Origin of the sequence: Acidipropionibacterium thoenii DSM 20276 (assembly GCF_000423445.1) — a bacterium.
Lineage (GTDB): Bacteria > Actinomycetota > Actinomycetes > Propionibacteriales > Propionibacteriaceae > Acidipropionibacterium > Acidipropionibacterium thoenii.
On the sequence record NZ_AUHZ01000006.1, the window covers coordinates 205381 to 228745 of the forward strand.

A 23365-nucleotide genomic window follows, 5' to 3' on the forward strand; every position below is an offset into this window, starting at 1 on the left:
CGCAATCGTCGAAGGGGCTCCATCATGGAGGTCATCATCTGCAAGAACGCCGACGAGGCGGGACATCGGGCGGCCGCGCGGATCGCAGCGATTCTGTCGCGTCGCCCTGATCCGGTGCTCGGCGTCGCCACTGGATCCTCACCGCTGGCCACCTACTCCGCGCTGGCCGAGCTGGTGCAGGCCGGTTCCCTCGACGTCTCCCATGTCAAGGCCTTCGCCCTCGACGAGTACGTCGGTCTGCCGACCTCCGATGAGCGCAGCTACGCCGCGACCATCCGGCGCGACGTCACCGAGCAGATCGGTCTGGACCCCGCCGGGGTGCATGTCCCCGACGGGCTGGCCGGGGACATCATCGCCGGTTGTCGAGCCTATGAGCAGGCGATCAAGGACGCCGGTGGCGTCGACGTCCAGATCCTGGGGATCGGCGGCAACGGGCACATCGGCTTCAATGAGCCGAGCTCCTCCTTCGCCTCGCGCACCCGCCTCAAGACACTGGCCCCGCGGACCCTGCATGACAACAAGCGGTTCTTCTCCGAGGGGGAGAAGGTGCCGACCCACTGCGTCACCCAGGGCCTGGGAACGATCATGGACGCCCGGCACGTCGTGCTGCTGGCCAACGGCGAGACGAAGGCCGATGCGGTGGCCGCCGCCGTCGAGGGTCCGGTCAGCTCGATGTGCCCTGGCTCGATCCTCCAGCATCACGAGCACGCCGTGGTGATCGTCGACGAGGCCGCCGCCGCCAAGCTGCGGCTGGCTGATTACTACCGCTACGTGTGGGAGAACAAGCCCGAGGGCTACCAGTACTGAACCCTCGAGCAGAGCCCGCGACACCGGCGCGTCCCCTCGCGGCCTGCCGCCGGAGCGGTGGCCTCGCAGCTGCCCGGGATTGCCGGCGCCGGCCCGGCGGATCCCTGCTCTTGGCGCAGCTGGCGGGACCTTGTAGGCTGAATATCTGACAGACAAGCAGACCTGGGAGCCGATCCGTCGGTTCCGTGAGCCGTCGTCGGGCCACATGGTGCCGGCGACGGTTCTTCGTCCTCTGGGGCCGCAGGCCGCAGGCGAGTCAGCACGAGTATGCAGTTTCCAAGCAGATGTAGGGAGTGAGCCAGCGATGCCAACCGGGAAGGTGCGTTTCTACGACGCCGCCAAGGGGTTCGGTTTCCTGACCAGGGACGGCGGTGGCGACGTGTACGTCAACTCATCGGCCTTGCCCGCCGGTACGACCGCCCTCAAGACCGGCCAGAAGGTCGAGTTCGGGGTCGTCGAGGGGCGCCGGGGGGAGCAGGCGCTCTCCCTGCAGCTGGTCGACACGCCTCCATCGCTGTCGAAGGCCTCCCGCAAGTCGGCCGATGAGATGGCGGTCATCTGCGAGGATCTCATCAAGATGCTGGACCACATGGGCAACGGCTACCGGCACGGCCGCTACCCCGATTCCCGCACCGGGGCGAAGGTCGCCAAGATGCTGAGGGCCGTAGCCGACGAGTTGGAGCTGTGATGACCACATTTGACGGCGAGTCCGAGTCGAGGACGCCGGTCCCGGTGGATCCTGAGGTCCCGGCCGAGTCCGCGACGGATCCCACTGTTCCCGGGGAAGCCGTCACCGCTGAGCCCGACGCGCTCTTCCCGGTCGGGGCGGCCCAGGTGATCGAGGCTGCCGAACCGGTGGTCCGCAAGCGGGCCGCAGCGCGGCCGAAGGCCGATCCGACCCTGGTCAGGGCTGTCGACCAGGCTCGCGAGGCGGCCGAGTTCCAGGCCGGCGATTTCGGCGTCGGCGAGTACCTGGGTGCCGTCGTGGAGGGGGAGCGGGTGCTCAGTCATCTCTTCGACTGCCCGCATCCCGGTTACCGCGGCTGGCACTGGTCGGTGACGATGGCCCGTGCGCTGCGCGGGCGCAATGTCACCGTCGATGAGGTGGATCTTCTTCCCGGTGACGACGCGCTGCTGGCGCCCGCCTGGGTGCCGTGGTCCGAGCGGGTCGAGGCCGGCGACATCACCCCAGGTGCGCTGCTGCCGACCTCGGACAATGATCCTCGGCTCGAGCCTGGTTACACCGGGGGGGAGCTGGCTGCCGACCAGGACCCGGCGGACTGGGCGGCCACCCGGGCGGTGGCCTCCGAGCTCGGTCTGGGCCGCGAGCGGGTGCTGTCTCGCGAGGGGCGTGACATGGCTGCCGAGCGCTGGCTCGACGGTCCGGCCGGCCCCGATGACGCGTACACCAAGCACGCTCCCGGCCAGTGCCAGACCTGTGGCTACTTCGTCCGTCTCCAAGGGGGTCTGGGGCGGCTGTTCGGTGCCTGCACCAATGAGTACTCGCCCTTCGACGCCCATGTCGTGGAGATCGAGCACGGTTGCGGAGGACACTCCGACATTGTCGAGAAGAAACGGGGCATCGAGCTTCCCGAGCCGGTCTTCGACACCATCTCGGTGGACTCCTCGCTGTTCGACTGAGCCGAGGGACCTGGCGACTGCGCAGATCACTCCGCAGACGGGGGTAGGTGCAGCGGTGGCTGCACCTACCCCCGTCTGCGGAGTGATCTGCGCACCGAAGTGCTGACTCGCAGGGTCGTCGGTCGGTCGAAGCCGCCGGGATTCATGGCAGGGACCGGAGTCGGTGACTGCGAGAAGTGAGGCCCTCACGGAGCCGCATCCCGTTCCGGCGTCGAGTAGCTCTGCTGACCTGTTCCCCGAACTGGGGACAGCTGATCGGGAGCATCCGGCTGCCTAGGCGTCGAGTTCTCCTTAGTCTTCGGCCATGGCACGAGAATGGCTGGTTGTCGGGGTTGCAGCGACGCTGATGGTGGCAGGGTGTTCGTTACCGGGTCTGTCATCATCCACGCCTGCGTCCACTGGATCCGGCGCGGGGCGAACAGCGTCGACAACGGCGACCACCACGGCCGCCAGCGCGGGATCGCCGAGCGCCTCGCCCTCGTCAGGGATCGGGAGCTACCTGCTGATCGTCGATGCCTCCGGATCGATGAGGACGTCCGATGTCGGGGGAGGCACCAGGATGGCGGCGGCCCAGCAGGCCGCCTCGAAGTTCGTGTCCTCCCTGCCGAAGGGCTCCAGGATCGGCCTGGCGAGCTATGGCGACAAGACCCTGGAGGAGGCGCCGCGCTCGGTCGGATGTGGTGACGTCTCCCTGAAGGTTCCGGTCGGCTCCGATGCCGGCGCAGTGACTCAGCAGGTCAGAGCCCTCCGACCGGCGGGATGGACGCCGATCGGTCGGGCTCTGCGCACCGCAGCGGCCCAGGCGAAGGGACGGGCTCTCAATGTCGTTCTCATCACCGACGGGGAGGACTCCTGCGCACCTCCGGACCCGTGCCAGACCGCGGCGAGTCTGGCAGCGGACAACGCGGGGCTGTCGATCTCGGCCATCGGTTTGAACGCCTCCTCCGATCAGCTGTCCTGCATCGCCTCCAAGGGCAGGGGATACTTCGTCACGGCCAGCAACTCCGCGCAGCTGGCCCCTCGTCTCGATGCCCTGACAGACCCTGCCGCAGCGTCCAGGACGCTGTCTCCCTCAGGTGTCCAGTCGATCCGGCCCGGGCAGAGTGTCGACCAGATCCGCAAGAGCCACCCGGACTTCCCCCAGGTGCGGACCGGCACGCAGACACGGGTGGTCTGGATGAACTGCACCTGGACCTTCAGTGCAAAGGGTGTCCTCACCTCCATCGAGCTGGGAACTTCGGCCGCCACCATCGACGGCCTCAGCGTGGGGGACGCCGCCACGGCGCTGGGCGTGCTCGGAACGGCGGTCTCGACCTCGACCAGTGGGGGAGTCGAGACCCGGATCTACGCTGCAGACGCGCGTCTCGGTCTGGGCTGGAAGGTGCAGATCGAGGACGGCAGGATCATCACCATCGTGCTGTGCACCTGCCTCACCGGCAGCTGCCCGCCATCGGTGGATCAGATCCGGAGGATCCAGGAGGACCCGACGATGAAGCCGACGAAGATCACCTGCGTGGACGACGGGAACTGGGCGGTGGTGGAGTCCAATTTCGAGGGCGATCTCACTGGAGGGTGGCTGCTGTTGCAGCGTGTCGGTGCCGAGTGGATGAAGATCAAGCGGGTCACCCATGGTGGAGACTGCTACATGATTCCCTATGATGCGCCGTTCAGCGAGTTGGGGAAGGCAATGGGTGGTTTCTGTGATTTTCGGGCATCGGCCGTACTGGTGAAAGTATCGCCTATCACGATGGATGGCATTGGTCCCATCACATTGGGAATGTCCAGAGGGTCACTCGAGGGTCCCGTGATGCATATGTCAATGGAAGACGAGTGCGAGCCGCAGAGCACGTCGAATACCTTCAATGGAAGGGTGCCGGGCCTTGATGGTTACCATATGCGCTTCACCGATGGAAAGCTCACCGGGATCATGATCAATGCGGACGGCGCGAGAACTCTCGCCGGTGCGACAGTTGGAATGAGCCTGACAAGCCTGGTGGATCTGTACCCGGGCCGCCTGACGAAAGACGATGCCCATGACAGGTATCTGTATCAGGCCGGCGGTCGCACGCTGGAGTTCTCCTACCTCGGTGACAGTGACATGGTCACCGACGAGGTGAGGACGATCCTGGTCCATGACAGCGACACGCCGTGGAACTACTGCTGATCAGGTGGTCGCCCGGCGCCGGGCCGCCAGATAGCCGATCCCCACCAGCCCGAGCACCGCACCGGCCAGGCAGATCCACAACCAGTCGCCGTGGCCGGCTCGGCGCAGTGCCGGCAGCTCGATCCAGCAGACGATGAGGGCCACTGTGAAGGCGGCGGTACCGGCAACGGCAGCGGTCATCCCGTCGACGTCGAGCGGGGGTACCTCCGCCTGCACCAGGCCACGGTGCCTGGCAGGTCTCGGCTCGGCCTCGCGCCGGACGCCGTCACTACCGCAATGCTCATCGGGACTGTCCACTCAGTCATCCTATGAGCTCGTAACATGATCGATCCTTCAACCTCAGTACCATGCTGCGCGTGTCTGCGACTTCAACGTATCCAGAGCCTCACAGCAGGTTCGATCGCTGGTTCGAAATCACCCAGCGTGGCTCGACCCGATCCAAAGAGATCCGCGGCGGGGTGGTCACCTTCTTCACGATGGCCTACATCCTCGCCCTCAACCCCCTCATCCTCGGAGGCGCCACCGACAAGAACGGCACGCTCCTCAACGGCGCCCCGAAGTTCCTCGACGCGGCGGGCAAGACCCTCAACGAGGCTGCCATCGACCAGAACAAGATGATGATCCTGGCGGTGACCGCCCTGGTCGCCGGCGTGATGACCATCTTCATGGGAGTCTACGGCCGCTTCCCGCTCGGCATCGCCGCCGGCCTGGGCATCAACTCGCTGCTGGCCTATGGCGTCGCCCCGACGATGACCTGGCCGCAGGCGATGGGTCTGGTGGTCTGGGAGGGCATTCTCATCTTCGTCTTCGTCATCTCGGGCCTGCGGGAGATGATCTTCCGCGCCGTGCCACGAAGCCTGAGGGCGGCGATCGGCGTCGGCATCGGCCTGTTCATCGCCCTGGTCGGCCTGGTCGACTCCGGAGTCGTGCGCGCCGGCGACGGCACACCCGTCCAGCTCGGTATCGGCGGCTCCTTGCAGGGCTGGCCGATCTTCGTGTGCGTGGTGGGATTCCTCGGGGTCGTCATCCTCTACGTCAAGAAGGTCAAGGGCGCGATGCTGATCGCCATCGCCGGAGGTTCGGTGCTGGCCCTCATCATCGAGAGCATCGCCAAGATCGGCCCGCACATCGGCGACCAGAACCCCACCGGGTGGGCTCTCAATGTGCCCCGTCTGCCGGCCGCGTCGAGCTTCTCCTGGCCTGATCTGGGGCTGGTGGGACGGGTCGACCTGTTCGGGGGATTCCTCAAGGACGGCCACTTCAACGCCGCCACCTTCATCACGGTGCTCCTCATCGTGTTCTCCCTGATGCTGGCCGACTTCTTCGACACCATGGGCACTGTGGTGGCCATCGGCGCCCAGGCCGGTCTCAACGACGACGAGGGCAACCCGCCTCACCTCAAGCAGATCCTGATGGTCGACTCGCTGGCCGCGGTGGCCGGCGGTCTGGGCTGCTCCTCCTCCAACACCGGCTTCATCGAGTCCTCGGCCGGAGTCGGCGAGGGTGCCAAGACAGGCTTCGCGTCGGTGGTCACCGGCATCCTGTTCCTGCTGTCGATGCTCATCTCCCCGATCATCACCATGATCCCCTCGGAGGCCGCCGCACCTGTGCTGGTCTTCGTGGGCTTCCTGATGATGTCCCAGGTCACCGAGATCAACTGGACGGACGTCGTCGAGGGCCTGCCGGCCTTCGCGGCGATCATCCTGATGCCCTTCACCTACTCGATCACCGCCGGTATCGGCGCAGGCTTCATCCTGTACTGCCTCACCAAGCTGGTGGTCGGCAAGGCGCGTCTGGTGCACCCGATCCTGTGGGTCGTCTCGCTGCTGTTCCTGGTCTACTTCGCCCAGGGGCTGCTGCTCCAGCTCATCGGCTGACCTTCGATCCGCGACGCCGGTCAGAGCGCGCGGCAGCACCTACATGGTGGTTCTGTCGACGCTGCTCTGGCCGGCGTGCCACACCACGAACAGATCGGGGGGACGCCGTCCGGCCGCTGGCGCGGCAGCACTCCACTCCTGGAACCGGGTGAGGAAGTCGACCAGCCCCTCGACCAGGCCGTGGGTGGGTTCGACCACCTGATCGGTGATCGACGCCAGGGCCTGTGCGGTCGCGGTGACGTGGGCGGCTCGAGAGTAGCCGGTGCGCATCCCGGGGGTGGCCCGCAGCGGGATCTGCGGATCCCCACCGAGCAGCCGCCGCAGGGACAACTCGCTGGGCAACCCGGCGCGGGCCAGATCGAATTCGAAACTGTCGGCCTGAGCGGCGTCCAAGAGCATGGAATGGGTTCCCCAGGACAACTTGTGCAGCCACAGATCGAAGACCCGCCAGCACCGGGTCAACCGGTCGGGGCTCACGTAGCTGCCGGCGATGAGGTCGTCGACGTCGTTGGGGGTGGGCCAGTTGACGGGCAGGATCGGCGCGGCCTTGTCGGTGCGCGTGACGGGGCGCAGTTTGGACCACAGCCCCTTGTGACGCGGGGCCTCCGGCACACTGAAATACTCCTGTGCCCAGCCGCGAAGCTTGTCTGCCTGCGCTTCGTCGGCTCCGAAAACATCCCGAACCTCGTCGATCGAGATGGCGTGAAGCCGTAACTCACCCATGGGCACAACCGTACCGACCCGTGGTCGCAACTATCGTGGAATGCGTGGATCCCCGTTCCAGACAGTATGTCGTCACCGCGGCGTTGGTGCTCATCGTGGCGCTGGTGGTGGCCGGCGCCCTGCTCGGGGCGATGTGACCGGCTCCGCAGTGGCGGGACGGCCGCGTCCAGAACAACGAACAGCTCCACGACCTCGGGAGGAGCGCGTGGCAGGATGGCAGACCGTGACCAGAAGCTCCGCGCGATCCCTGCTGCAGATCCGCCGCCTGCTGCAGATGCTCGGCTGCGCCGTGGCGGCCTGGCTGCTGGCCGCCGGACCCGCCCTCGCCGCTCCATCCGGGATGACTGTGCAGATATCCGGCATCTCGACCCCGGTGGGGATGGCGGCCGACACGGACGGGGACTGCTACTGGGTGACTGACGGCAGGACCGCGACCACCCGGACGCTGGTCTCGGTGGACAGTTCCGGGCGGCCGTCGAAGTCCATCAGCTGGCAGGCCGCCCCCAAGGATGTGCAGGCCCTGGCCTGGGCCGACAGCACCCTCTACGTCGGCGACATCGGTGACCCGAGCGGGGACCGGGACCACATCCAGGTGCTCAGCCCGATGAGCCTCAGCGGCACCAGCACCTCGTGGCGGGCCTGGGACTTCGTCTATCCGGATGGCGCGCACGACTCCTCGGCGATGGCGGTCAGTCCCAAGGGCAATATCTACATCGTCACGAAGGGTGACTCGCCGGCGGTCTACCGTGCCTCCTCCGAGCTGAGCCGCGACTCCGACAACGCCCTGGTCAAGGTCGCTTCGGCACCTGCCGGCGTCACCGACGCCGTCTTCCTCCCCGGCGGCACGGAGCTGGCGCTGCGCACCGCCGACCAGGTGACTCTGCTGGACGCCTACAGCTGGAAGACGCTGGCCACCGCGAACATCTCGGCGACCGGCGGCGAGGCGATCAGCAACGACCTGACGGGCAAGGGTCTGCTGGTCAGCGGCTCCTCGACCGCTGTGGCGGGGATGGACCTGCCGCATGCCGGCGACCGGGCGACACCCTCCCCGTCGGCGAGTGCTCAGGCGGCCAGCAGCGAGTCCACCGACTCCCAGGCCAGCCCCCGGACAGGCACCCTGATCATGCTGATCGGGTCGGTGCTGGTGGCCCTGGCAGCCGCCGTGGTGGTCTACCGGGTTCGGTGAAACTCAAGCACTGAGGCCGGGCATCCTCTCCAGGATCCAGTCCAGGCAGGCCACCAGGGCGCGCACGTCCTCGGGGTCGACCGAGGAGAAGGTCCCGACCCGGATCTGATTGCGTCCCAGCCCCCGGTAGGGGTCGATGTCCACAATCCCGTTGTCACGAGCGATTCCGCACAGAGTCGCCGAGTCGATACCGGCGTCCAGATCGATCGTGACGACCACCGGGCTGCGCAGCGCGGGATCCCGCACGAAGGCGGCGGTCAACGGGTTGGCATCGGCCCAGCCGTAGAGGATGTCGGAACTGGTGCGGGATCGTTGCGCGGCCCCGGCCATCCCGCCGTGGGCCAGCAGCCAGCGGACCTGGGCCTCCAGCATCATCAGGGTGGCGATCGCCGGGGTGTTGAGGGTCTGGTCCTTCAGGGAGTTGTCCAGAGCCAGGGTCAGATTGAGGATGTCGGGCACCCAGCGCGCCGAGGAGGTCAGCTCGGCCGACCGCTCGATCGCCGCCGGGGACAGGAAGGACACCCACAGGCCGCCATCGGAGGCGAAATTCTTCTGCGGTGAGAAGTAGTAGGCGTCGGCCTGGGAGATGTCGGCGTCGATCCCGCCGGCCGCCGAGGTGGCGTCGATCAGCACCAGCGCCGAGTCGTCGAGATCGACGGGCCGGCGCACCGGGGCGGCCACCCCGGTGGAGGTCTCATTCTGGGCCCACGCGTAGCTGTCGGCGGCATAGCTGGCCTCGGGCAGCGCGAGCCTTCCGGCCGGTGCCTCGAAGATCGCCGGGTCGGCCAGGAAGGGAGCCTTCTGCAAGGTGGTGGCGAATTTGCGGGTGAAGGATCCGTAGACGCCGTTGGCGCTGCGATGCTTCACCAGGCTGCAGGCCGCCATCGACCAGAACAGCGTCGCCCCACCGTTGCCCAGCGCCACCTGATACCCCTCGGGCAGCCGGTACAGCTCGGCCAGCCCGGTGCGGATCGAATGCACCAGGTCCTTCACCGGCGCCTTGCGGTGGGATGTGCCCAGCACCGAACCGGGGGCTGCCAGGGACTCCACCACCTCGCGGCGGATGCGTGAGGGCCCGGACCCGAAACGCGGGTCGGCGGGCAGCAGATCGGTAGGGATGATCAGCTCAGACATGTGGGAATCCTCTCAGTTCGCGGTGCCGCGTGGGGAGATGTCCACTGACGGGACCTCCCGGTGGTCGGGGTTGTGGGAGGATTGGGCGCGAATTCCACCGGAGGTCAGCATGATCATCTCGTCCCGACATGTCCTCGGCCCGCACGGTTCCGCCGGGCCCGCCACCATCACGATCGATGGCGATCGGATCGCCGATGTCACCACCGATCTGGTGGACGCCGCCCATGAGGTCCCCGAGTGGATCCTGCCCGGCTACGTGGACACTCACTGTCATGGTGCCGCCGGGGCGAGCTTCTCCGATCCGGATCCCGAGAGGGTCCGTGCTGCCATCGAGTACCACCGCAACCAGGGCGCCACCACCTTGTTCGCATCCACGGTCACCGAGGACCTCGACGACCTGGTCGACCAGATCGGGCGGATCCGGACCTTCTGCGCCGCCGGGGAGCTCGACGGTATTCATCTGGAGGGCCCCTTCCTGGCCGAGTCACGCAAGGGGGCGCACAGTCTGGAGCTGTTGCGCGACCCCACCCCGGCACGGGTCGAGAGGCTGTTGGAGGCCGGTGGCGAGGATCTGCGGATGATCACCGTCGCGCCGGAGCGCCGGTGCGGTATCGAGGCGGTCGGCACGATCTCTGCCGCAGGCGTCCACGCCGCCTTCGGCCACTCCGAGGCGGACGCGGCGACCGCCCGCGATGCGGTCGACTCGGGGGCCGACATCGTCACCCATCTGTTCAACGCGATGGCCCCGATCCATCACCGCAAGCCCGGCCCGGTGCCGTGGATGCTCACCGATTCGCGAGTGATGTGCGAACTGATCTGTGACGGCGTCCACCTGGCACCCGACGTCATCCGGATGGCCGTGCAGACCGCCGGGCCCGGCCGGATCGGTCTGGTGACCGATGCGATGAGCGCGACCGGCCAGCCCGACGGGGACTACATGCTGGGTTCCCTGGCGGTCCGGGTGATCAACGGCAGTGCGCGACTGCTCAACGCCGACGGCACTCTCGGGGCGATTGCCGGTTCGACCTTGACTCTCGGCAAGGCTGTCGAGTTCGTCGTCACCAAGGTGGGGATCCCACTGGAGGAGGCCGCGGTGATGGCCTCGGCGACCCCGGCCCGCTGGCACGGACTGGATGCCGGAGTGATCGCCGAGGGGCGCCGGGCGGATCTGTGCCTCACCACCGCCACGGGACATCTTCAGCGGGTGATCCGGGCCGGCCGGGAGGTGGCGCGACCGGTTCACTGAGACCGGCAGGACGCCGGGCCCCCAGCAGTGGCCGGCGGCCCGGGTCCGGGTTCGGGAATGCCCCGCAGGGCGCGGATGTTGCCACAACGGCGTCTCCCAGCTCTTCTCGGGACAACAGCTCCGGGGCCGGTGGGAGGGTCATCGGGGGATGGGAAGGACAGTGGGATGGACGCGACAGTCCACATGGCGCGACGGAGGAGAACGTGAGCGGCGAACTCATCGACACCACGGAGATGTATCTGAGGACCCTCTACGAACTGCTGGAGGAGGGCATCGACCTGCGCCGCGCACGGATCGTCGAGCGACTCCACCAGTCGGGCCCGACGGTCTCCCAGACGGTGGCACGGATGGAGCGCGACGGGCTGCTGGTCGTCAATGCCGACCGGACCATCGAGTTCACCCCTGACGGTCATGCCGAGGCGGTCAATGTGATGCGCAAGCACCGGCTCGCCGAGTGTTTGCTCACCCAGGTCATCGGGCTGGACATCGCGTTGGTCCACGACGAGGCCTGTCGCTGGGAGCATGTCATCTCCGATGAGGTGGAGAAACGGCTCATCGACATCCTCGACGACCCGGGCACCTCCCCCTACGGCAACGCCATTCCCGCGATGGGCCAGTACACCAGCCCGGACTCGGCCGCCTCCTTCCGGGAGGACTCCCGGCCGCTCGCCGAGTTCCTCACCGACGCCGAGCCATCCGGTGGGGCGGGGTCGGGTCGGCACCCGGGCCATGCCGGGCACCCGGGTGATGCCGGTTCCGACGGCCAGCTGGTCAGGATCGTCCGCCTCACCGAACACTTCCAGGCCACCGACTCCAATCTGGCCACCACCAACCGGGTGGGAGTGACGATCGGCACCACGGTGCGCGCCCAGGTTCAGGACGGTCTGGTGGTGGTGACCGGTCCGCAGGGCTCTGCGGAGTTCTCCGAGCACGACGCCGACGGGATCTTCGTGACGCCGGTGGCCGTCAACGCGGTGGCCTGAACCTGCAGAGGTGAGCTGATGAGACTCTTCCCGGTGCACGAGATGGTCAGGCGGCTGGGTCTGAGCCTGCCCGAGGACGCCTGGCCCGATTACCTGGCGAGGTTTCACGCCGAGCGGCCAGGGGTGATCCAGGAGGTGCTCGGCCGCAGCCTGGCCGGGCAGCGCAACCCCTACGTCTGGCTGGCGCGCTCGGTGTCGCGGACCGCCGGATCGGTGGTCGACGTCCGGTGCGGGGCCGGTGCGCTGACCCGCGAACTGGTCGAGGAGGGCCGGCAGGTGATCGGGATCGAGGACTCGGCCGACGAGTTGGCGGCGGCGAGGGCCGCCGGTCCCGAGTCCATCACCTGGATGTACGGGGAGGTCGGCGATCTACCGCTGGCCAGCAGCTCGGTCGATGCCGTCGTCACCTCGATGGGAATGGTGACGGCGAGCGACCCCCGGGTGCTGCTGGACGAGGCCGCCCGGGTGCTGCGCCCCGGTGGTTCGTTCGCCTGCATGGCCCCCACCGTGCGCCCGATGGCCCCCTCACTGGCGCGCCAGGCTGCGGAGTTCACCTTGCGGGTCGGATCGACGCCGAGCTTTCCGGGAGCCCTGGAGCTCAAACTGACCGACCTGCTCGCCCAGCGCGGTCTGCGGAAGGTGGAGGACGCCCGGGCGTGCTATGTGTTCACGGTGCACGACGTCGAGGACGCCGATCTCATCATCAACGCGATGTACCTGCCCGGGTCGACACCCTCACGGCGCCGTTCGGCCCGCGACTGGCTGGTGCGCAGAGCGGTGGCTCGGGGGCAGGTGGAGCTGCCGATCCCGATGCGACGGGTGGTGGCCCTGAAGGACCCGGAACCGGCCTCGGGGATCGCCTGACAGGGAATATCGCCGTGTCCGAAGGTGTTCGAGAGCCACAGAAGAGGTCGCCTCCACAGCGACATCTGCCGGTGCGAGGAACATGCCGGGGGCACAGACACCGATGGCTTCAATGGTCAGATTCACACGGAGGAAGAAATGGCAACCGTCGCCCTGAATGAGGAGAACTTCGCCTCGACGATCGACGCGAATGACGTCGTGCTCATCGACTTCTGGGCCGGATGGTGCAATCCCTGCATGCGCTTCGGGCCGATTTACGAGGCTGCCAGCGAACGCCATCCCGAGGTCACCTTCGCCAAGGTCGACACCGAGGACCAGCAGGACCTCGCCGGCGCCCTGGAGATCACCTCCATCCCCACCCTGATGGCTTTCCGCTCGGGCTACCTGGTGTTCCGCCAGTCCGGTCTGCTCCCCGGATCGGCGTTGGACGACCTCATCGGTCAGGTCCAGGCCATCGATCCGGCCGAGCTGGCCAAGCAGGCCGCGGCCCAGAAGCAGGCCGAGGCCGAGGTCTGAGACGGGTCCGGAGGGCGACCCTTGGCGGGTGGGGCGAGTGCCCGCCAGAACGTGAGGTGACACGGATTTCAGTGTAACGTCTCAGCTGCCTGGCACACCCAATGGCGGGCGCGCCGGCGACGACAGATAAGGCTGATGCCAGGGACCATGGACGCACACTCTCCAGCCAGCGGCACGATCCGCCCCGACGTCGAGCAGCTGGTGGCCACCACTCCGCCATCGGGAAAGTACCGCGGCATCTTCGTGGTGGCCGCAGTGGCCACCCTCGGATCCCTGCTCTTCGGCTACGACACCGGCGTCATCTCCGGGGCGCTGCCGTACATGTACATGCCGCGCAGCGCCGGCGGGCTGGCCATCGGCCCCATCCAGGAAGGCCTGGTCGGCGGCGTCCTGCTCATCGGGGCGGCCCTGGGAGCGGTGTTCGGCGGCAGACTGTCGGACCGATGGGGCAGACGCAACAACCTCACCATCCTGGCTGTGCTCTTCCTGATCGGTGCGCTGGGAACCACGTTCGCGCCCACCGCGCTGGTGATGTACCCGTTCCGTCTGGTGCTGGGATTCGCGGTGGGTGGGGCATCGGCCACCGTGCCGGTCTACCTCGCCGAGTCGGCCCCCAAACGCATCCGGGGCTCGATCGTGGCGGTGGACCAGCTGATGATCGTGACAGGCCAGCTGATGGCCTTCAGCATGAACGCCGTGATCAACGCGGCCCATGGCGGCCCGAAGATCACCGTGTCCGCCAACCACAACGCCGACTCGCTCGGCATCGGGGTGGGGCAGCGTTCCTGGGACTCGATCCTGGCCCTGCAGTCCTCCAAGGGCGGCCCGCTGGACGCGGCCCAGTTCCAGTCCTTCCTGGACCATCTGGTGATCAGCGCCGGAAACGGCGAGGCCTGGCGCTGGATGCTGGTGCTGTGCACCCTTCCGGCCATCGCGCTGTGGATCGGTATCCGGATGATGCCGGAGTCGGCTCGCTGGTACCTGGTGCGAGGGCACGTCCGTGAATCGATCGGTTCCCTCAAGCGGGTCCGCGATCCCCGCAAGGACGGGCCCCTGGAGGCCGAGGTCTCCGAGATGCTGGAGACCCGCCGCCACCAGCTCCTGGAGAACGGCCAGAAGGGCGACCTGGCACTGGTCTGGCGCACTCCATGGCTGCGGAAGCTGCTGATGATGGGGATCTTCCTGGCGGTCATCAACCAGACCACCGGCGTCAACACGATCATGTACTACGCGCCGAAGGTGCTGGAGTACGCCGGGATGACCACCAGCGCCTCCATCACCGCCCAGGTCGCCAACGGCGTCACCTCAGTGATCGGCGCCGCCCTCGGGCTGTGGCTGATCTTCCGGTTCAGACGCCGTCAACTCCTCATCTTCGACATCTTCGGGGTGGCTGCAGCGCTGCTCGGCATCGCCGCGATCTTCGGTTTCGTGATCGCCCCGCATGTCAGCGCCGGCGACCCGGTGCCGGCCTGGGCGCCGTTCCTGGTGCTGGCCATGATGGCGATCTTCATGCTCATCGTGCAGTCCACCAATGGCACGGTGGTCTGGACGATGATGGGGGAGATGTTCCCCTCCCATGTGCGCGGCGTGATGAACGGCACCGCGATCTTCTTCATGTGGGTGGTCAATGCGGTGATCACCTTCACCTTCCCGACCCTGATGGCACGCCTGGGGGGCGCCACCACCTACACCATCTATGGCGTCCTCAACCTGATCATCGGCATTGTGTTGGTGCGGATCATGCCCGAGACCTCTGGGAAGTCCTTGGAGGAGATCGAGCAGGACATGGAGCAGCGGTACTCCTGAGGGCGGCCCCGAGAGGAATCGAACCTCCGACACATGGTTTAGGAAACCACTGCTCTATCCCCTGAGCTACGGGGCCATGCCGACCTCGGGCCGGACCGCACCAGCCTAGTCGCCGGCATCTCGACCGGGCAATTCCTCGGCTGGCACCACACTGCCTTCCTGGCATCTCGGTCGGGCCTCTAGGATCGAACCAGACCTCAACGCCGATCACCCTCTGGAGGAGAGCCGATGAGCCGAGAAGGACTGGCCGCAGCACAGCTGAAGATGACCGAGGCCGGGGTCGACCAGGTCGCAGTCGACGTCTTCACCTCCTACTACCACCAGCTCGAGGAGGGAGGCACCGGGATCATCCCCGAGGACACCATCCGTCCGCTCACCGATCCTCCGACCCTCGACGAGGCCGACATCAGTGACCAGGCGGCCGCCGAGGCCCTCGACCGCACCGTGATGATCAAGCTCAACGGTGGGCTGGGCACCTCGATGGGTCTGGATCGTGCCAAGTCCCTGCTGGAGGTCCGCGACGGCAAGACCTTCCTCGACATCGTCGTCGAGCAGGTGCTGGCAGCCCGGCACCAGTACGGCGCACGCCTGCCGCTGGTCTTCATGGACTCCTTCAACACCAGCGAGGACACCCTGGACCACCTGAGTCGTTATCGGGATCTGGCGGTCGACGGACTGCCGCTGGACTTCCTGCAGAACCAGGAGCCCAAACTGCGGGCCGACGATCTCACCCCGGTCTCCTGGCCCAAGGACCCGGCCCTGGAGTGGTGCCCGCCCGGCCATGGCGATCTGTACACCGCGCTGCTCGGCTCGGGAGTCCTGGACAAGCTGCTGGACACGGGGTTCAGGTACGCCTCGGTCTCCAACGGGGACAACCTCGGGGCGGTTCCCGATGCCAGGCTGGCCGCCTGGTTCGCCGCCTCCGGAGCGCCCTACGCCGCCGAGATATGCCGGCGCACCGTCAATGACAAGAAGGGCGGCCACCTGGCCGTCCGGCGATCCGATGGCCAGCTGATCCTGCGCGACACCGCGCAGACCGCACCCGAGGAGATGGCCTACTTCACCGACGAACTGCGCCACCCCTACTTCCACACCAACAACCTGTGGTTCGACCTGGCGGCGGTGCGCGAGGTGCTCGGCGAGCGCAACGGCGTCCTCGGCCTCCAGCTCATCCGTAACGAGAAGACCGTCGATCCCACCGACGCTGGCTCCACCCCGGTGATCCAGATCGAGTCGGCGATGGGAGGGGCGATCGAGGTCTTCGAAGGAGCCACCTGCGTCGTCGTCGACCGGTCACGGTTCCTGCCGGTCAAGACCACCAACGAGCTCCTGCTGCTGCGCAGCGATGTCTACTCGCTCAATGAGAACTCACACCTGGTCAAGAACACCGACACCACATGTGAGATCGATCTGGACTCGCACTACTACCGGCGGATCAGTGACTTCCAGGCGCGCATTCCCGAGCCGCCCTCGCTGCGGGCCGCCAGCAAGCTGAAGGTGGAGGGGAACTGGACCTTCGGGTCAGACGTCGATGTCGAGGGCTCGGCCCATCTGGAGGCCGGCAGTGATCCGGTGACCATCCCCGACGGGGCTCGTCTCAGCGGCCGGATGACTCCGGCCGAGCTGTGATGATCTGCCACCCCTGCTCGGGGCAGACCCTCCGACTGCGCTGCCAGGGGGCGTTGAGATGACTGCGGGATCAGATGCCGACCACGTCGACGCCGCAGCATCCCAGTGCTGGGCGGCGGTGGCGGTGGTGCTCACCGGGGAGCGGCTGGCGGTGCCCGCCACCGCCGGTTGGCAGGCCGACTGGCTGGCCGACTGGCTGGAGTCCCAGGGATGGGACGCCGCCCGGCTGGCGCAGCGTCGTCGCCGCTGCCAGCAGGAGAGACGGCCATGGCCTCAGCGGCTGCCCGATGACCTGGCCGCCGGGCTGGAGTTCGCCCGCTACTGCGCCCTGCTGGCGCAGTTGAGGAAGATCACAGGCCTGGACGGGATGGCCGAACGGATCCACCATGGCCCGATCATCATCGGCCCTGAGGAGCAGAGACTGCTGCGCGAGGTACCCCCGCACAGCGTCCAACGATGATCGCGCCGACAGTCGAAGGACTCAGACCCTGTCACTCCGCCTTGTGAACCGGGAGGAGGCGCCACCGGCCGGGGCATCAGTCTGGTCGGCGAGGATGTCGCGGATGTCGGCGAGCAGCTCCTCGGTGGTCGGGGGCACGTCGTCGGGATCATCACTGACCAGGTGAGACTTCGCGTACTCGAAGGGCTTGACCAGTCCGAAGTAGATCACGAAGGCCAGGATGAGGAAGGAGACCACGGCGGTGATGAAGGTGCCGACATGGACTCCACCAGGCTGGAAGGAGGAGAAGTTCGGAGTACCACCGAGCCTGCCGATGAGATCCATGATGATCGCAGTGAATGACTTGACCACGTCGCCGAATGCGGCGCCGAGTATGAATGCGACAGCAAGCTCAACGAGATTTCCGCGCATGATGAAATCTTTGAAGCCCTTCATGGCATCCTTTTCAGTTCTGCGCCCGCACGGACGCAGCCGCACGGACGGCATCGTCAACACCGCCGCATTTTAGAGTGTTCGACTCGACGATTCATCCTGGCGGGGCGAGTTTCACCGTCAGGGCATTCTCTGCCGGGGTGATCGGCTGTGCCGGGGCCGGTGATACGGCTCAGGTCATCACGATCCCGATCGACTCGCTGCTGGCATGACTGGCGATCCTGGCGGCACTGGTCGGGTCGGTGGAGACCACGATCACTGCGATGTCCCCGCCGGCCGCCAGCGGTCCCGATCCCGATCCGGTGAGGGCCGAGCCGCTGAGGATCGAGCGCACCACCGCCGAGGACGCCAACGTCCGAATCTGGTCAGCCTCGCCGGCCACCACCACGTTGACTGTCTGACCGACCCGCAACATGGCCAGCGGCGCGGTGTCGGAGATGCGGATCGCGGTGAGCGCCCGACCGGGACCGGCACGAGGGGCTGAGAGCAGGTCGGATCGGGTGAGAATGCTGCCGGTCGGCCGGTCGGCGACCACGGTCTGCCCGGCGGCCTGGTCCACACTGGTCAGCGCACCGGCGGGCACCATCCCGGCTGGCGCCTGGACCACTCTCACAGACGCACTGGTCAACGTGGAGCCACCTGCCAGGGCCTGCGCGGCTGTCAGTACCGGAACTCCGGGGGACTGCTCATCGTGCCGGGGGCCGGCGATCAGCCAGACCGCCAGGGCTGCCAGAAGGGCTGCGAGCCCTCTGCGGTGCCGCGCGATGAAGACATGCACCGCTCTGCCGAACGGCATCCGCGTGCGGACGCGTCTCGAGGTCGGTCGGGCGGTCGGGGGTGGCTGAGGGATGTCGGAGAGTCTCTTCACACCCCGACTTATAGGGGTCCGTGACTCGAATCAGCGGTTTTCCACAGCTCAGTTCCAGGTCAGTTCGCGGCAGCGGGGGCTGTGGATGACGCCGGGGCGCTGCTGGTGGCATCCGAGCCGGTGGCCTTCCCGGCGGCGACCTTGGCGGTGGCGGGCGCCGAGCCGCTCGTCTCGTGCTCGTGCTCGTGAGCCGGGGCGGCCGCGGCGGTGGCGCCGTGGGTGTGATTGTCGGTGGAGTAGAAGCCCGAACCCTTGAACACCACACCGACCGCGCTGAACACCTTGCGCAGCTTGCCCTTGCAGGAGGGGCAGGAGGTGAGGGCCGCATCGCTGAAACGCTGGACAACCTCGAGATCGCGTCCGCACTCGGTGCAACGGTACTGATAGGTGGGCATGCTCTCCTCGATCCGGTCCGATCGCGTGATCGGGCGACGCCGATATTTTAGGTGACCTGGGCCGTGACTCCGAATCCGGGCACATCGCGGTACGACTCCCCGGCGCCGACCTCAGGGCTCAACTCGGCAGCATCAACCCCACGGCGGCGCCCGGTATTCCCCGCCCGGACGCGGCCAGGCCGCCGGCCCGACCGCGGCCAGGCCCCACCCCTGGAGTTCCGCTCACCCCAATGCGGTCAGGCCGGTGGGGGTCAGGGCGGCATCGACGGGGATGTCCCAGCTGTCGTGGGGCAGGCGCTCCACGACCTCGGAGTCGTCGACCATCGCCCAGACCGGGACCTCGCTGCGGCGCCAGACCAGTGCCCGGTCGTACCAGCCGCCGCCGGTTCCCACCCGGTGGCCCTCCAGGTCGGCCCACAACGCCGAGCAGATCACCAGATCGGCCTGCCCCAGCCCCTCAGCCGGCAGTGTCTGTCCGATCGGTTCGGGGATGGCCCACAGCCCGGGGCGTGTCTGACCGGGCGAGTACAGCCCCCAGGCAGGATCGTGCAGTCCGCGCCCGGCTCGATCGGTGAGCACCGGGGCCAGCACTCGCAGACCCGCCCGGACCAGCGCATCGGCCAGCTGTCCGGTGCCCGGTTCCCCGGGTCGGGAGAGGTACAGCGCCACCGTCGAGACCCCCGAGGACAGGATCCGGCGGCTGCCGGTCTGCGCCCAGCCGGCCTCCCGGACGACGTTCTGCTGTGCGCCCACGCCGGCCCGACGGCGTCTGCCCAGCTCCCGCCAGGCCCGCTTCGAGTCGCCCGGGCTCCCGTCGGGCAGCAGCAGCGAGGACATGTCCGGCAGCCTACCGGCCGGTCGCGCGGCCCGGGGGATCGGAAGACCGTAGGGTGAGGGCATGGCGTTGTTCCGCAGGAAGAAGTCCCAGCAGGAGAGTTCCGGGCACTCGGCTCTGGAGCTGCCGGGAGCTCCGGTCGATGACGCGAGTGGGCGGCGCTCGATGGATGACCACCGCGAGTTCCTGCTCTCCCTGGTCAAGCCGCTGCAGCCCTTCGGGCTGAGCATCGGGGACGCCCTGGGCCTTGAACTGTGTGAGGACGTGCCGGCGCCGGTCGACGTCCCCCATCTCACCACGGCTGTCATCGACGGCTTCGCCCTGGACTCGGCTGTCACCACCCGGGCCGGAAACCCGTATCCGGTGACCCTCCAGGTCGACCGGCGTCCGCCGAGCCCGGTGGTGCAGGGCACTGCGGCAGTGGTGCGGAGCGGTGAGGTGCTGCCCGCCGGGGTCGACTGCGTGGTTCCCGCGGAGTCCCTGGACGAGGATGGTCAGGTATCACTGTCGGCCCCGGTGCGCGCGTGGAGTGGCTGCCGGCTGGCAGGCTCAGATTTCGCGGCAGGGGACGCGATCCTGGCAGGCGGCCGGATTCTCCATCCGGCAACTGTGGGACTGCTGGCCGACTCCGGTGTCGACAAGGTGCTGGCCCGGCCGCGTCCCAGGGTGGTGGTGCTGGGCACCGGGGGCAGCAGGCTCAGTTCGGACGGCCTCCCGCTGCCCGACGTCACCGCTCACCTGATAGCCGCCGCAGCCACCGAGGCCGGAGCGCATGTCTGGCGGGTAGAGGCCGACGGTACCGATCGTGAGGAACTGCGCGAGGCCATCACCGACCAGCTGATCCGGGCGGACCTCCTGCTGGTCACCGCAGACCCCGCCCTCAGCGCCGGACCCGATCCCGCCTCTGAGCTGCTGCCCGAACTCGGCGCCACGGACTTCTGCCAGGTGGCGATGGAACCGGGCGGCACCCAGGGGTTCGGGCTGGTCGGTCCCGATCTGGTGGCAGTGATGGTGCTGCCGGCGGGTCCCGGTGCCGCACTGGTGTCCTTCCACGCCTTCGCCGCGCCGTTGTTGCGCAAGATGGGTGGCAGCATCGTCTCGGCGGGCCAGCAGGTGGTCGCCGAGGCGGCCGACATCCTGGCCGATCCTGACGTCCCGGTGCGGTTCGTGCCGGTCAACCTGCGAGTCCGCGACGGCCGGACCATCGCCACCCGGGCCGGCCGAGGGGATGCCCGTGAACTGGTCGACCTGGCGGGGGCGGATGCCCTGGCGGTGATCCCGGCCGGCGAGGGCGTTGACATCTCCGACCCCGTGACCTGCTGGCCGATCGAGCAGAACTAGCCGCCGATGACGGCCTCAGCACCTCGGAGCAGCTTCCAGATGCCCTACGGCATCGAGCTGCCGGCCGGTCATCACTGGCCGGTGACGCTGCGGGCCGGTGCAGTGGTACTGCGCCCGCTGCGCAGATCCGACGGGCCCGCCTGGTTCCGGATTCGCGAGAGCCAGGCCGACTGGCTGCAGCCCTGGGAGGCGACCAGACCGCCGGAGTCCTCGGAGCAGATCCTGACATTCTCCCGGATGGTGGTCCGCAACCGGAGGATGGCCCAGGTGCCCACCGCGCTGCCGTGGGCCATCGCCTGGGATGACCGGTGGCCGGCCAGTCCGGCTGCACGGCCCCAGAAGCTGCCGGTGATCGGACAGTTCACGGTCTCCAATATCGTCGCCGGCTCGGCCATGAGCTGCTCGATGGGCTACTGGATCAGTCAGAGCCATGCCGGGCGTGGGGTGATGCCCACGGCAGTGGCGCTGGCTGCCGATTACTGCTTCCAGGTGCTGCGACTGCATCGCATCGAGATCTGCATCAGACCGGAGAACCTCAAGAGCCTGCGGGTGGTCGACAAGCTCGGGTTGAACGAGGAGGGAATGCGGCCCCGCTACCTCCACATCGATGGCCACTGGCGCGACCACCGGGTCTTCCGGCTGCTGCGCGAGGACCACCCCGATGGCGTGCTGCGCCACTACCTGCGCGACCATGTGCTGCCCGGCTCGCCGCTGACCCGCCAGTGAGAGTGCCGGCCGGGCCCGCACGCTCGGAACCCCGCGGGATGAATCTCGTTGTCGGAGGCGTATCGACGATGACGCCGCAACCGGGGCCACCCGAACTACATCGGTGTAGTGCGAAATGTCCGACACTCCGCGGCAGAGCCTGACTCGACCCCACCGCGCACCTTAACGTGAGCGCCGTGGAAGCAATTATCTTCGGAGTGCTCATCGTGGCGTGGATCGCCTACCTTGTGCCATGGATCGTGATGCGGCGTCATGACCGGGCCGAACAGGCAGAGGAGTCCACCGAGTTTCCCGACTCGATGGCGGTGGTCCGCGATGGCGGACTGACCATCACCGACACGGCCGCCGAGGATGCCGACGACATCGAGGTCGCCACCCCGTACACCCGGGCCCACGCCCGCCATCAGCTGCGTCAGTCTTGGGCCGATGCAGCTGTGAGACGCCGTAGGACGCTGGCTGTGCTGCTGGGGCTGGTCACCATGATGGCCGTGCTGGCCGGATTCTCCCTGGTGTCGTGGTGGTTCACCGCCGGTGCCGGGGCACTGGTGGTACTGTTCCTGGTGGTCGCACGGATCTCGGTGGTGACGATGGCCCGCCGGTTCGACGAGCAGATCGACCAGATCGACAGGGGGTGGGACGAGCACACCGTGCTGCTGGGCCGATCGGATTCCTTTCCGGAGACCGCCGAGGACCGGCAGGTCGAGGAGGAGTGCGAACCCACCTCCCACTCCGTGACGCTGAGCGGCCCGATCGCCACCGATCCCGGATCCCTGTGGGAGGCCGTCCCGGTGACGGCCCCGACCTACGTCTCCAAGCCGATCGCGGCACGAACGGTGCGCACCATCGATCTGTCGGCCCCCGGCCCGGTGGCCGGCCAGACCGAGTCCCCGGTGACCGCCGAGCATCCGCAAGGAGCCAAGCCCGAGGTGAAGCCGGCCGACGGTGAGGCCTTGGAGGGCGAGGTCATCGACGGCGTCGTCTTCGGGCGGGAGTCGGCCTGATCGGCATCGGCGCTCGCGCTGTCGTGGGGACCGTCAGGATTGGTCTGCCGAGGGCCTTGTGGTAGCGTGAGCGCGGTTCAAGGGGCATTGGCGCAGTTGGTAGCGCGTCTCGTTCGCAATGAGAAGGTCAGGGGTTCGAATCCCCTATGCTCCACCCCACGCACAAGGCTCGAACCCTTGCCAACGGAAACGTTGGTCGAGGTTCGGGCCTTGTTCATGTCTGCGGCCCAGGTCAGGGCGTTGGCGTTGACCTGCGGATCGGGGAGCATCTCGAAGGGCCGGTTGTGCTCGACGCGCAGCTCGTTGTCCTCGTCGATGAAGACCTTGGTGAAGAACGCCTGGTTGCACAGGCGCCGGTTGGTGTCGTCGCAGCGGGCGTCGATGCGGCGAGTCACTTGGTCGAGTTCAGCGACGATCCGATCCTGCTCACGCTTGAGCACGGAGAGCGGGATCGCGTCGGCGTAGTGCGCCTGCATGAGGCGTGGACTGCTTGCCGTTTCTCGGACACGCCCAAACACTTGGTTTCAGGCCACCTGACGTGATTCCCTGTACTCCGCCTCAATCTCATTAGGGGTCCGATACCCCAACGACGAGTGAAGACGTTTCTGATTATACCTGAGCTCGATCCACCGCACAATATCCCGGACCGCCTCATCCTTGGTCCGATAGATTACCCGGTGCACCCTCTCGTTCTTCAACGTCGCATTGAACGACTCCGCCCACGCATTATC

At 67.5% G+C, this 23365-nt stretch carries 25 protein-coding genes and 2 tRNA genes; 18 read left to right on the forward strand and 9 right to left on the reverse strand.

From position 1 onward, the window contains the following. Positions 1 to 24 precede the first annotated feature (24 nt). From nagB to G554_RS16570, 4 genes are all read left to right on the forward strand, one after another. Positions 25 to 807: a glucosamine-6-phosphate deaminase gene (gene nagB, locus G554_RS0102140; RefSeq protein WP_027586617.1), complete on the forward strand. Its 783-nt coding sequence runs from the start codon at positions 25 to 27 to the stop codon at positions 805 to 807. 304 nt (positions 808 to 1111) lie between these two features. Continuing rightward, positions 1112 to 1495 carry a cold-shock protein gene (locus G554_RS0102145; RefSeq protein ID WP_027586618.1) on the forward strand — a complete coding sequence of 128 codons (384 nt, stop codon included), beginning with the start codon at positions 1112 to 1114 and terminating at the stop codon, positions 1493 to 1495. Continuing rightward, positions 1495 to 2448 (forward strand): DUF3027 domain-containing protein, encoded by a 954-nt coding sequence (locus G554_RS0102150; RefSeq protein ID WP_084648237.1) that lies wholly within the window; start codon positions 1495 to 1497, stop codon positions 2446 to 2448. The genes G554_RS0102145 and G554_RS0102150 overlap by 1 nt, the downstream gene beginning before the upstream one ends. Positions 2449 to 2794: 346 nt before the next feature. Beyond that, entirely contained in the window at positions 2795 to 4612 is a 1818-nt protein-coding gene (locus G554_RS16570) for a vWA domain-containing protein (RefSeq protein ID WP_281167936.1), read from the forward strand. Here the strand turns inward: G554_RS16570 and G554_RS0102160 are convergent, their stop codons facing one another. Further along, on the reverse strand, positions 4613 to 4909 hold the full coding sequence (locus G554_RS0102160) for a DUF2530 domain-containing protein (protein WP_425393324.1): 297 nt from the start codon (positions 4907 to 4909) through the stop codon (positions 4613 to 4615). It abuts the gene before it with no gap. A 179-nt stretch (positions 4910 to 5088) separates the two neighbouring features. On the opposite strand from G554_RS0102160, the gene G554_RS0102165 reads away from it, so the two are divergent. Continuing rightward, entirely contained in the window at positions 5089 to 6489 is a 1401-nt protein-coding gene (locus tag G554_RS0102165; protein WP_027586621.1) for an NCS2 family permease, read from the forward strand. Between the two features lie 39 nt (positions 6490 to 6528). Here G554_RS0102165 and G554_RS14175 read toward each other — a convergent pair whose 3' ends face one another. Then, entirely contained in the window at positions 6529 to 7212 is a 684-nt protein-coding gene (locus G554_RS14175; protein WP_051232201.1) for a hypothetical protein, read from the reverse strand. A gap of 223 nt (positions 7213 to 7435) precedes the next feature. Here G554_RS14175 and G554_RS0102180 point away from each other — a divergent pair, with 223 nt between their 5' ends. Then, positions 7436 to 8398: a hypothetical protein gene (locus G554_RS0102180; protein ID WP_154654142.1), complete on the forward strand. Its 963-nt coding sequence runs from the start codon at positions 7436 to 7438 to the stop codon at positions 8396 to 8398. 3 nt (positions 8399 to 8401) lie between these two features. On the opposite strand, the gene serC is transcribed toward G554_RS0102180, so the two are convergent. Continuing rightward, a complete protein-coding gene (gene serC, locus G554_RS0102185) occupies positions 8402 to 9532 on the reverse strand; it encodes a phosphoserine transaminase (RefSeq protein ID WP_027586623.1) in 1131 nt (376 codons plus the stop codon). 109 nt (positions 9533 to 9641) lie between these two features. Between serC and G554_RS0102190 the strand changes: the two genes are divergently transcribed. The 5 genes from G554_RS0102190 to G554_RS0102210 all read left to right on the forward strand — a co-directional run bounded on the left by G554_RS0102190 (position 9642) and on the right by G554_RS0102210 (position 14947). Then, positions 9642 to 10778, forward strand: coding sequence for an N-acetylglucosamine-6-phosphate deacetylase (locus tag G554_RS0102190; protein WP_027586624.1), 1137 nt, complete (start codon positions 9642 to 9644; stop codon positions 10776 to 10778). Positions 10779 to 10981: 203 nt separating this feature from the next. Next, complete coding sequence (locus G554_RS18490) at positions 10982 to 11761, forward strand: iron dependent repressor, metal binding and dimerization domain protein (protein WP_084648239.1); 780 nt, start codon at positions 10982 to 10984, stop codon at positions 11759 to 11761. 18 nt (positions 11762 to 11779) lie between these two features. Further along, on the forward strand, positions 11780 to 12625 hold the full coding sequence (locus G554_RS0102200) for a class I SAM-dependent methyltransferase (RefSeq protein ID WP_027586625.1): 846 nt from the start codon (positions 11780 to 11782) through the stop codon (positions 12623 to 12625). 138 nt (positions 12626 to 12763) lie between these two features. Continuing rightward, the gene (locus G554_RS0102205) at positions 12764 to 13141 is read left to right on the forward strand and encodes a thioredoxin family protein (protein WP_027586626.1); all 378 of its coding nucleotides are present in this window, start codon (positions 12764 to 12766) and stop codon (positions 13139 to 13141) included. Between the two features lie 198 nt (positions 13142 to 13339). Next, on the forward strand, positions 13340 to 14947 hold the full coding sequence (locus G554_RS0102210) for an MFS transporter (protein WP_027586627.1): 1608 nt from the start codon (positions 13340 to 13342) through the stop codon (positions 14945 to 14947). Positions 14948 to 14950: 3 nt separating this feature from the next. Here G554_RS0102210 and G554_RS0102215 read toward each other — a convergent pair. After that, a tRNA-Arg gene (locus tag G554_RS0102215) sits at positions 14951 to 15023 on the reverse strand. A 152-nt stretch (positions 15024 to 15175) separates the two neighbouring features. Here G554_RS0102215 and G554_RS0102220 point away from each other — a divergent pair. Both G554_RS0102220 and G554_RS0102225 read left to right on the forward strand, forming a co-directional pair. Continuing rightward, positions 15176 to 16576 carry a UTP--glucose-1-phosphate uridylyltransferase gene (locus tag G554_RS0102220; RefSeq protein WP_027586628.1) on the forward strand — a complete coding sequence of 467 codons (1401 nt, stop codon included), beginning with the start codon at positions 15176 to 15178 and terminating at the stop codon, positions 16574 to 16576. Positions 16577 to 16634: 58 nt separating this feature from the next. Next, the gene (locus tag G554_RS0102225; protein ID WP_051232207.1) at positions 16635 to 17036 is read left to right on the forward strand and encodes a hypothetical protein; all 402 of its coding nucleotides are present in this window, start codon (positions 16635 to 16637) and stop codon (positions 17034 to 17036) included. 21 nt (positions 17037 to 17057) lie between these two features. Here G554_RS0102225 and mscL read toward each other — a convergent pair whose 3' ends face one another. From mscL to G554_RS14195, 4 genes are all read right to left on the reverse strand, one after another. Next, a complete protein-coding gene (gene mscL, locus G554_RS14185; protein WP_051232209.1) occupies positions 17058 to 17471 on the reverse strand; it encodes a large conductance mechanosensitive channel protein MscL in 414 nt (137 codons plus the stop codon). A gap of 169 nt (positions 17472 to 17640) precedes the next feature. After that, the gene (locus tag G554_RS16575; protein WP_154654143.1) at positions 17641 to 18336 is read right to left on the reverse strand and encodes an SAF domain-containing protein; all 696 of its coding nucleotides are present in this window, start codon (positions 18334 to 18336) and stop codon (positions 17641 to 17643) included. A gap of 59 nt (positions 18337 to 18395) precedes the next feature. Beyond that, the gene (locus tag G554_RS0102240) at positions 18396 to 18731 is read right to left on the reverse strand and encodes an FmdB family zinc ribbon protein (RefSeq protein WP_027586630.1); all 336 of its coding nucleotides are present in this window, start codon (positions 18729 to 18731) and stop codon (positions 18396 to 18398) included. Positions 18732 to 18953: 222 nt separating this feature from the next. After that, positions 18954 to 19568 (reverse strand): 5-formyltetrahydrofolate cyclo-ligase, encoded by a 615-nt coding sequence (locus G554_RS14195; protein WP_084648245.1) that lies wholly within the window; start codon positions 19566 to 19568, stop codon positions 18954 to 18956. A 61-nt stretch (positions 19569 to 19629) separates the two neighbouring features. Here G554_RS14195 and G554_RS0102250 point away from each other — a divergent pair, with 61 nt between their 5' ends. From G554_RS0102250 to G554_RS17920, 5 genes are all read left to right on the forward strand, one after another. Further along, positions 19630 to 20907, forward strand: coding sequence for a molybdopterin-binding protein (locus G554_RS0102250; RefSeq protein ID WP_027586631.1), 1278 nt, complete (start codon positions 19630 to 19632; stop codon positions 20905 to 20907). Positions 20908 to 20994: 87 nt separating this feature from the next. Further along, entirely contained in the window at positions 20995 to 21633 is a 639-nt protein-coding gene (locus tag G554_RS0102255; protein WP_027586632.1) for a GNAT family N-acetyltransferase, read from the forward strand. Between the two features lie 176 nt (positions 21634 to 21809). Beyond that, complete coding sequence (locus tag G554_RS17520; RefSeq protein ID WP_154654144.1) at positions 21810 to 22634, forward strand: hypothetical protein; 825 nt, start codon at positions 21810 to 21812, stop codon at positions 22632 to 22634. 81 nt (positions 22635 to 22715) lie between these two features. Then, a tRNA-Ala gene (locus G554_RS0102265) sits at positions 22716 to 22788 on the forward strand. A gap of 130 nt (positions 22789 to 22918) precedes the next feature. Continuing rightward, positions 22919 to 23176: a hypothetical protein gene (locus tag G554_RS17920; protein ID WP_027586634.1), complete on the forward strand. Its 258-nt coding sequence runs from the start codon at positions 22919 to 22921 to the stop codon at positions 23174 to 23176. On the opposite strand, the gene G554_RS16930 is transcribed toward G554_RS17920, so the two are convergent. Beyond that, positions 23159 to 23365: integrase core domain-containing protein (locus G554_RS16930; RefSeq protein WP_027586635.1), on the reverse strand; the 207-nt coding region annotated here is incomplete at its 5' end. The genes G554_RS17920 and G554_RS16930 overlap by 18 nt on opposite strands.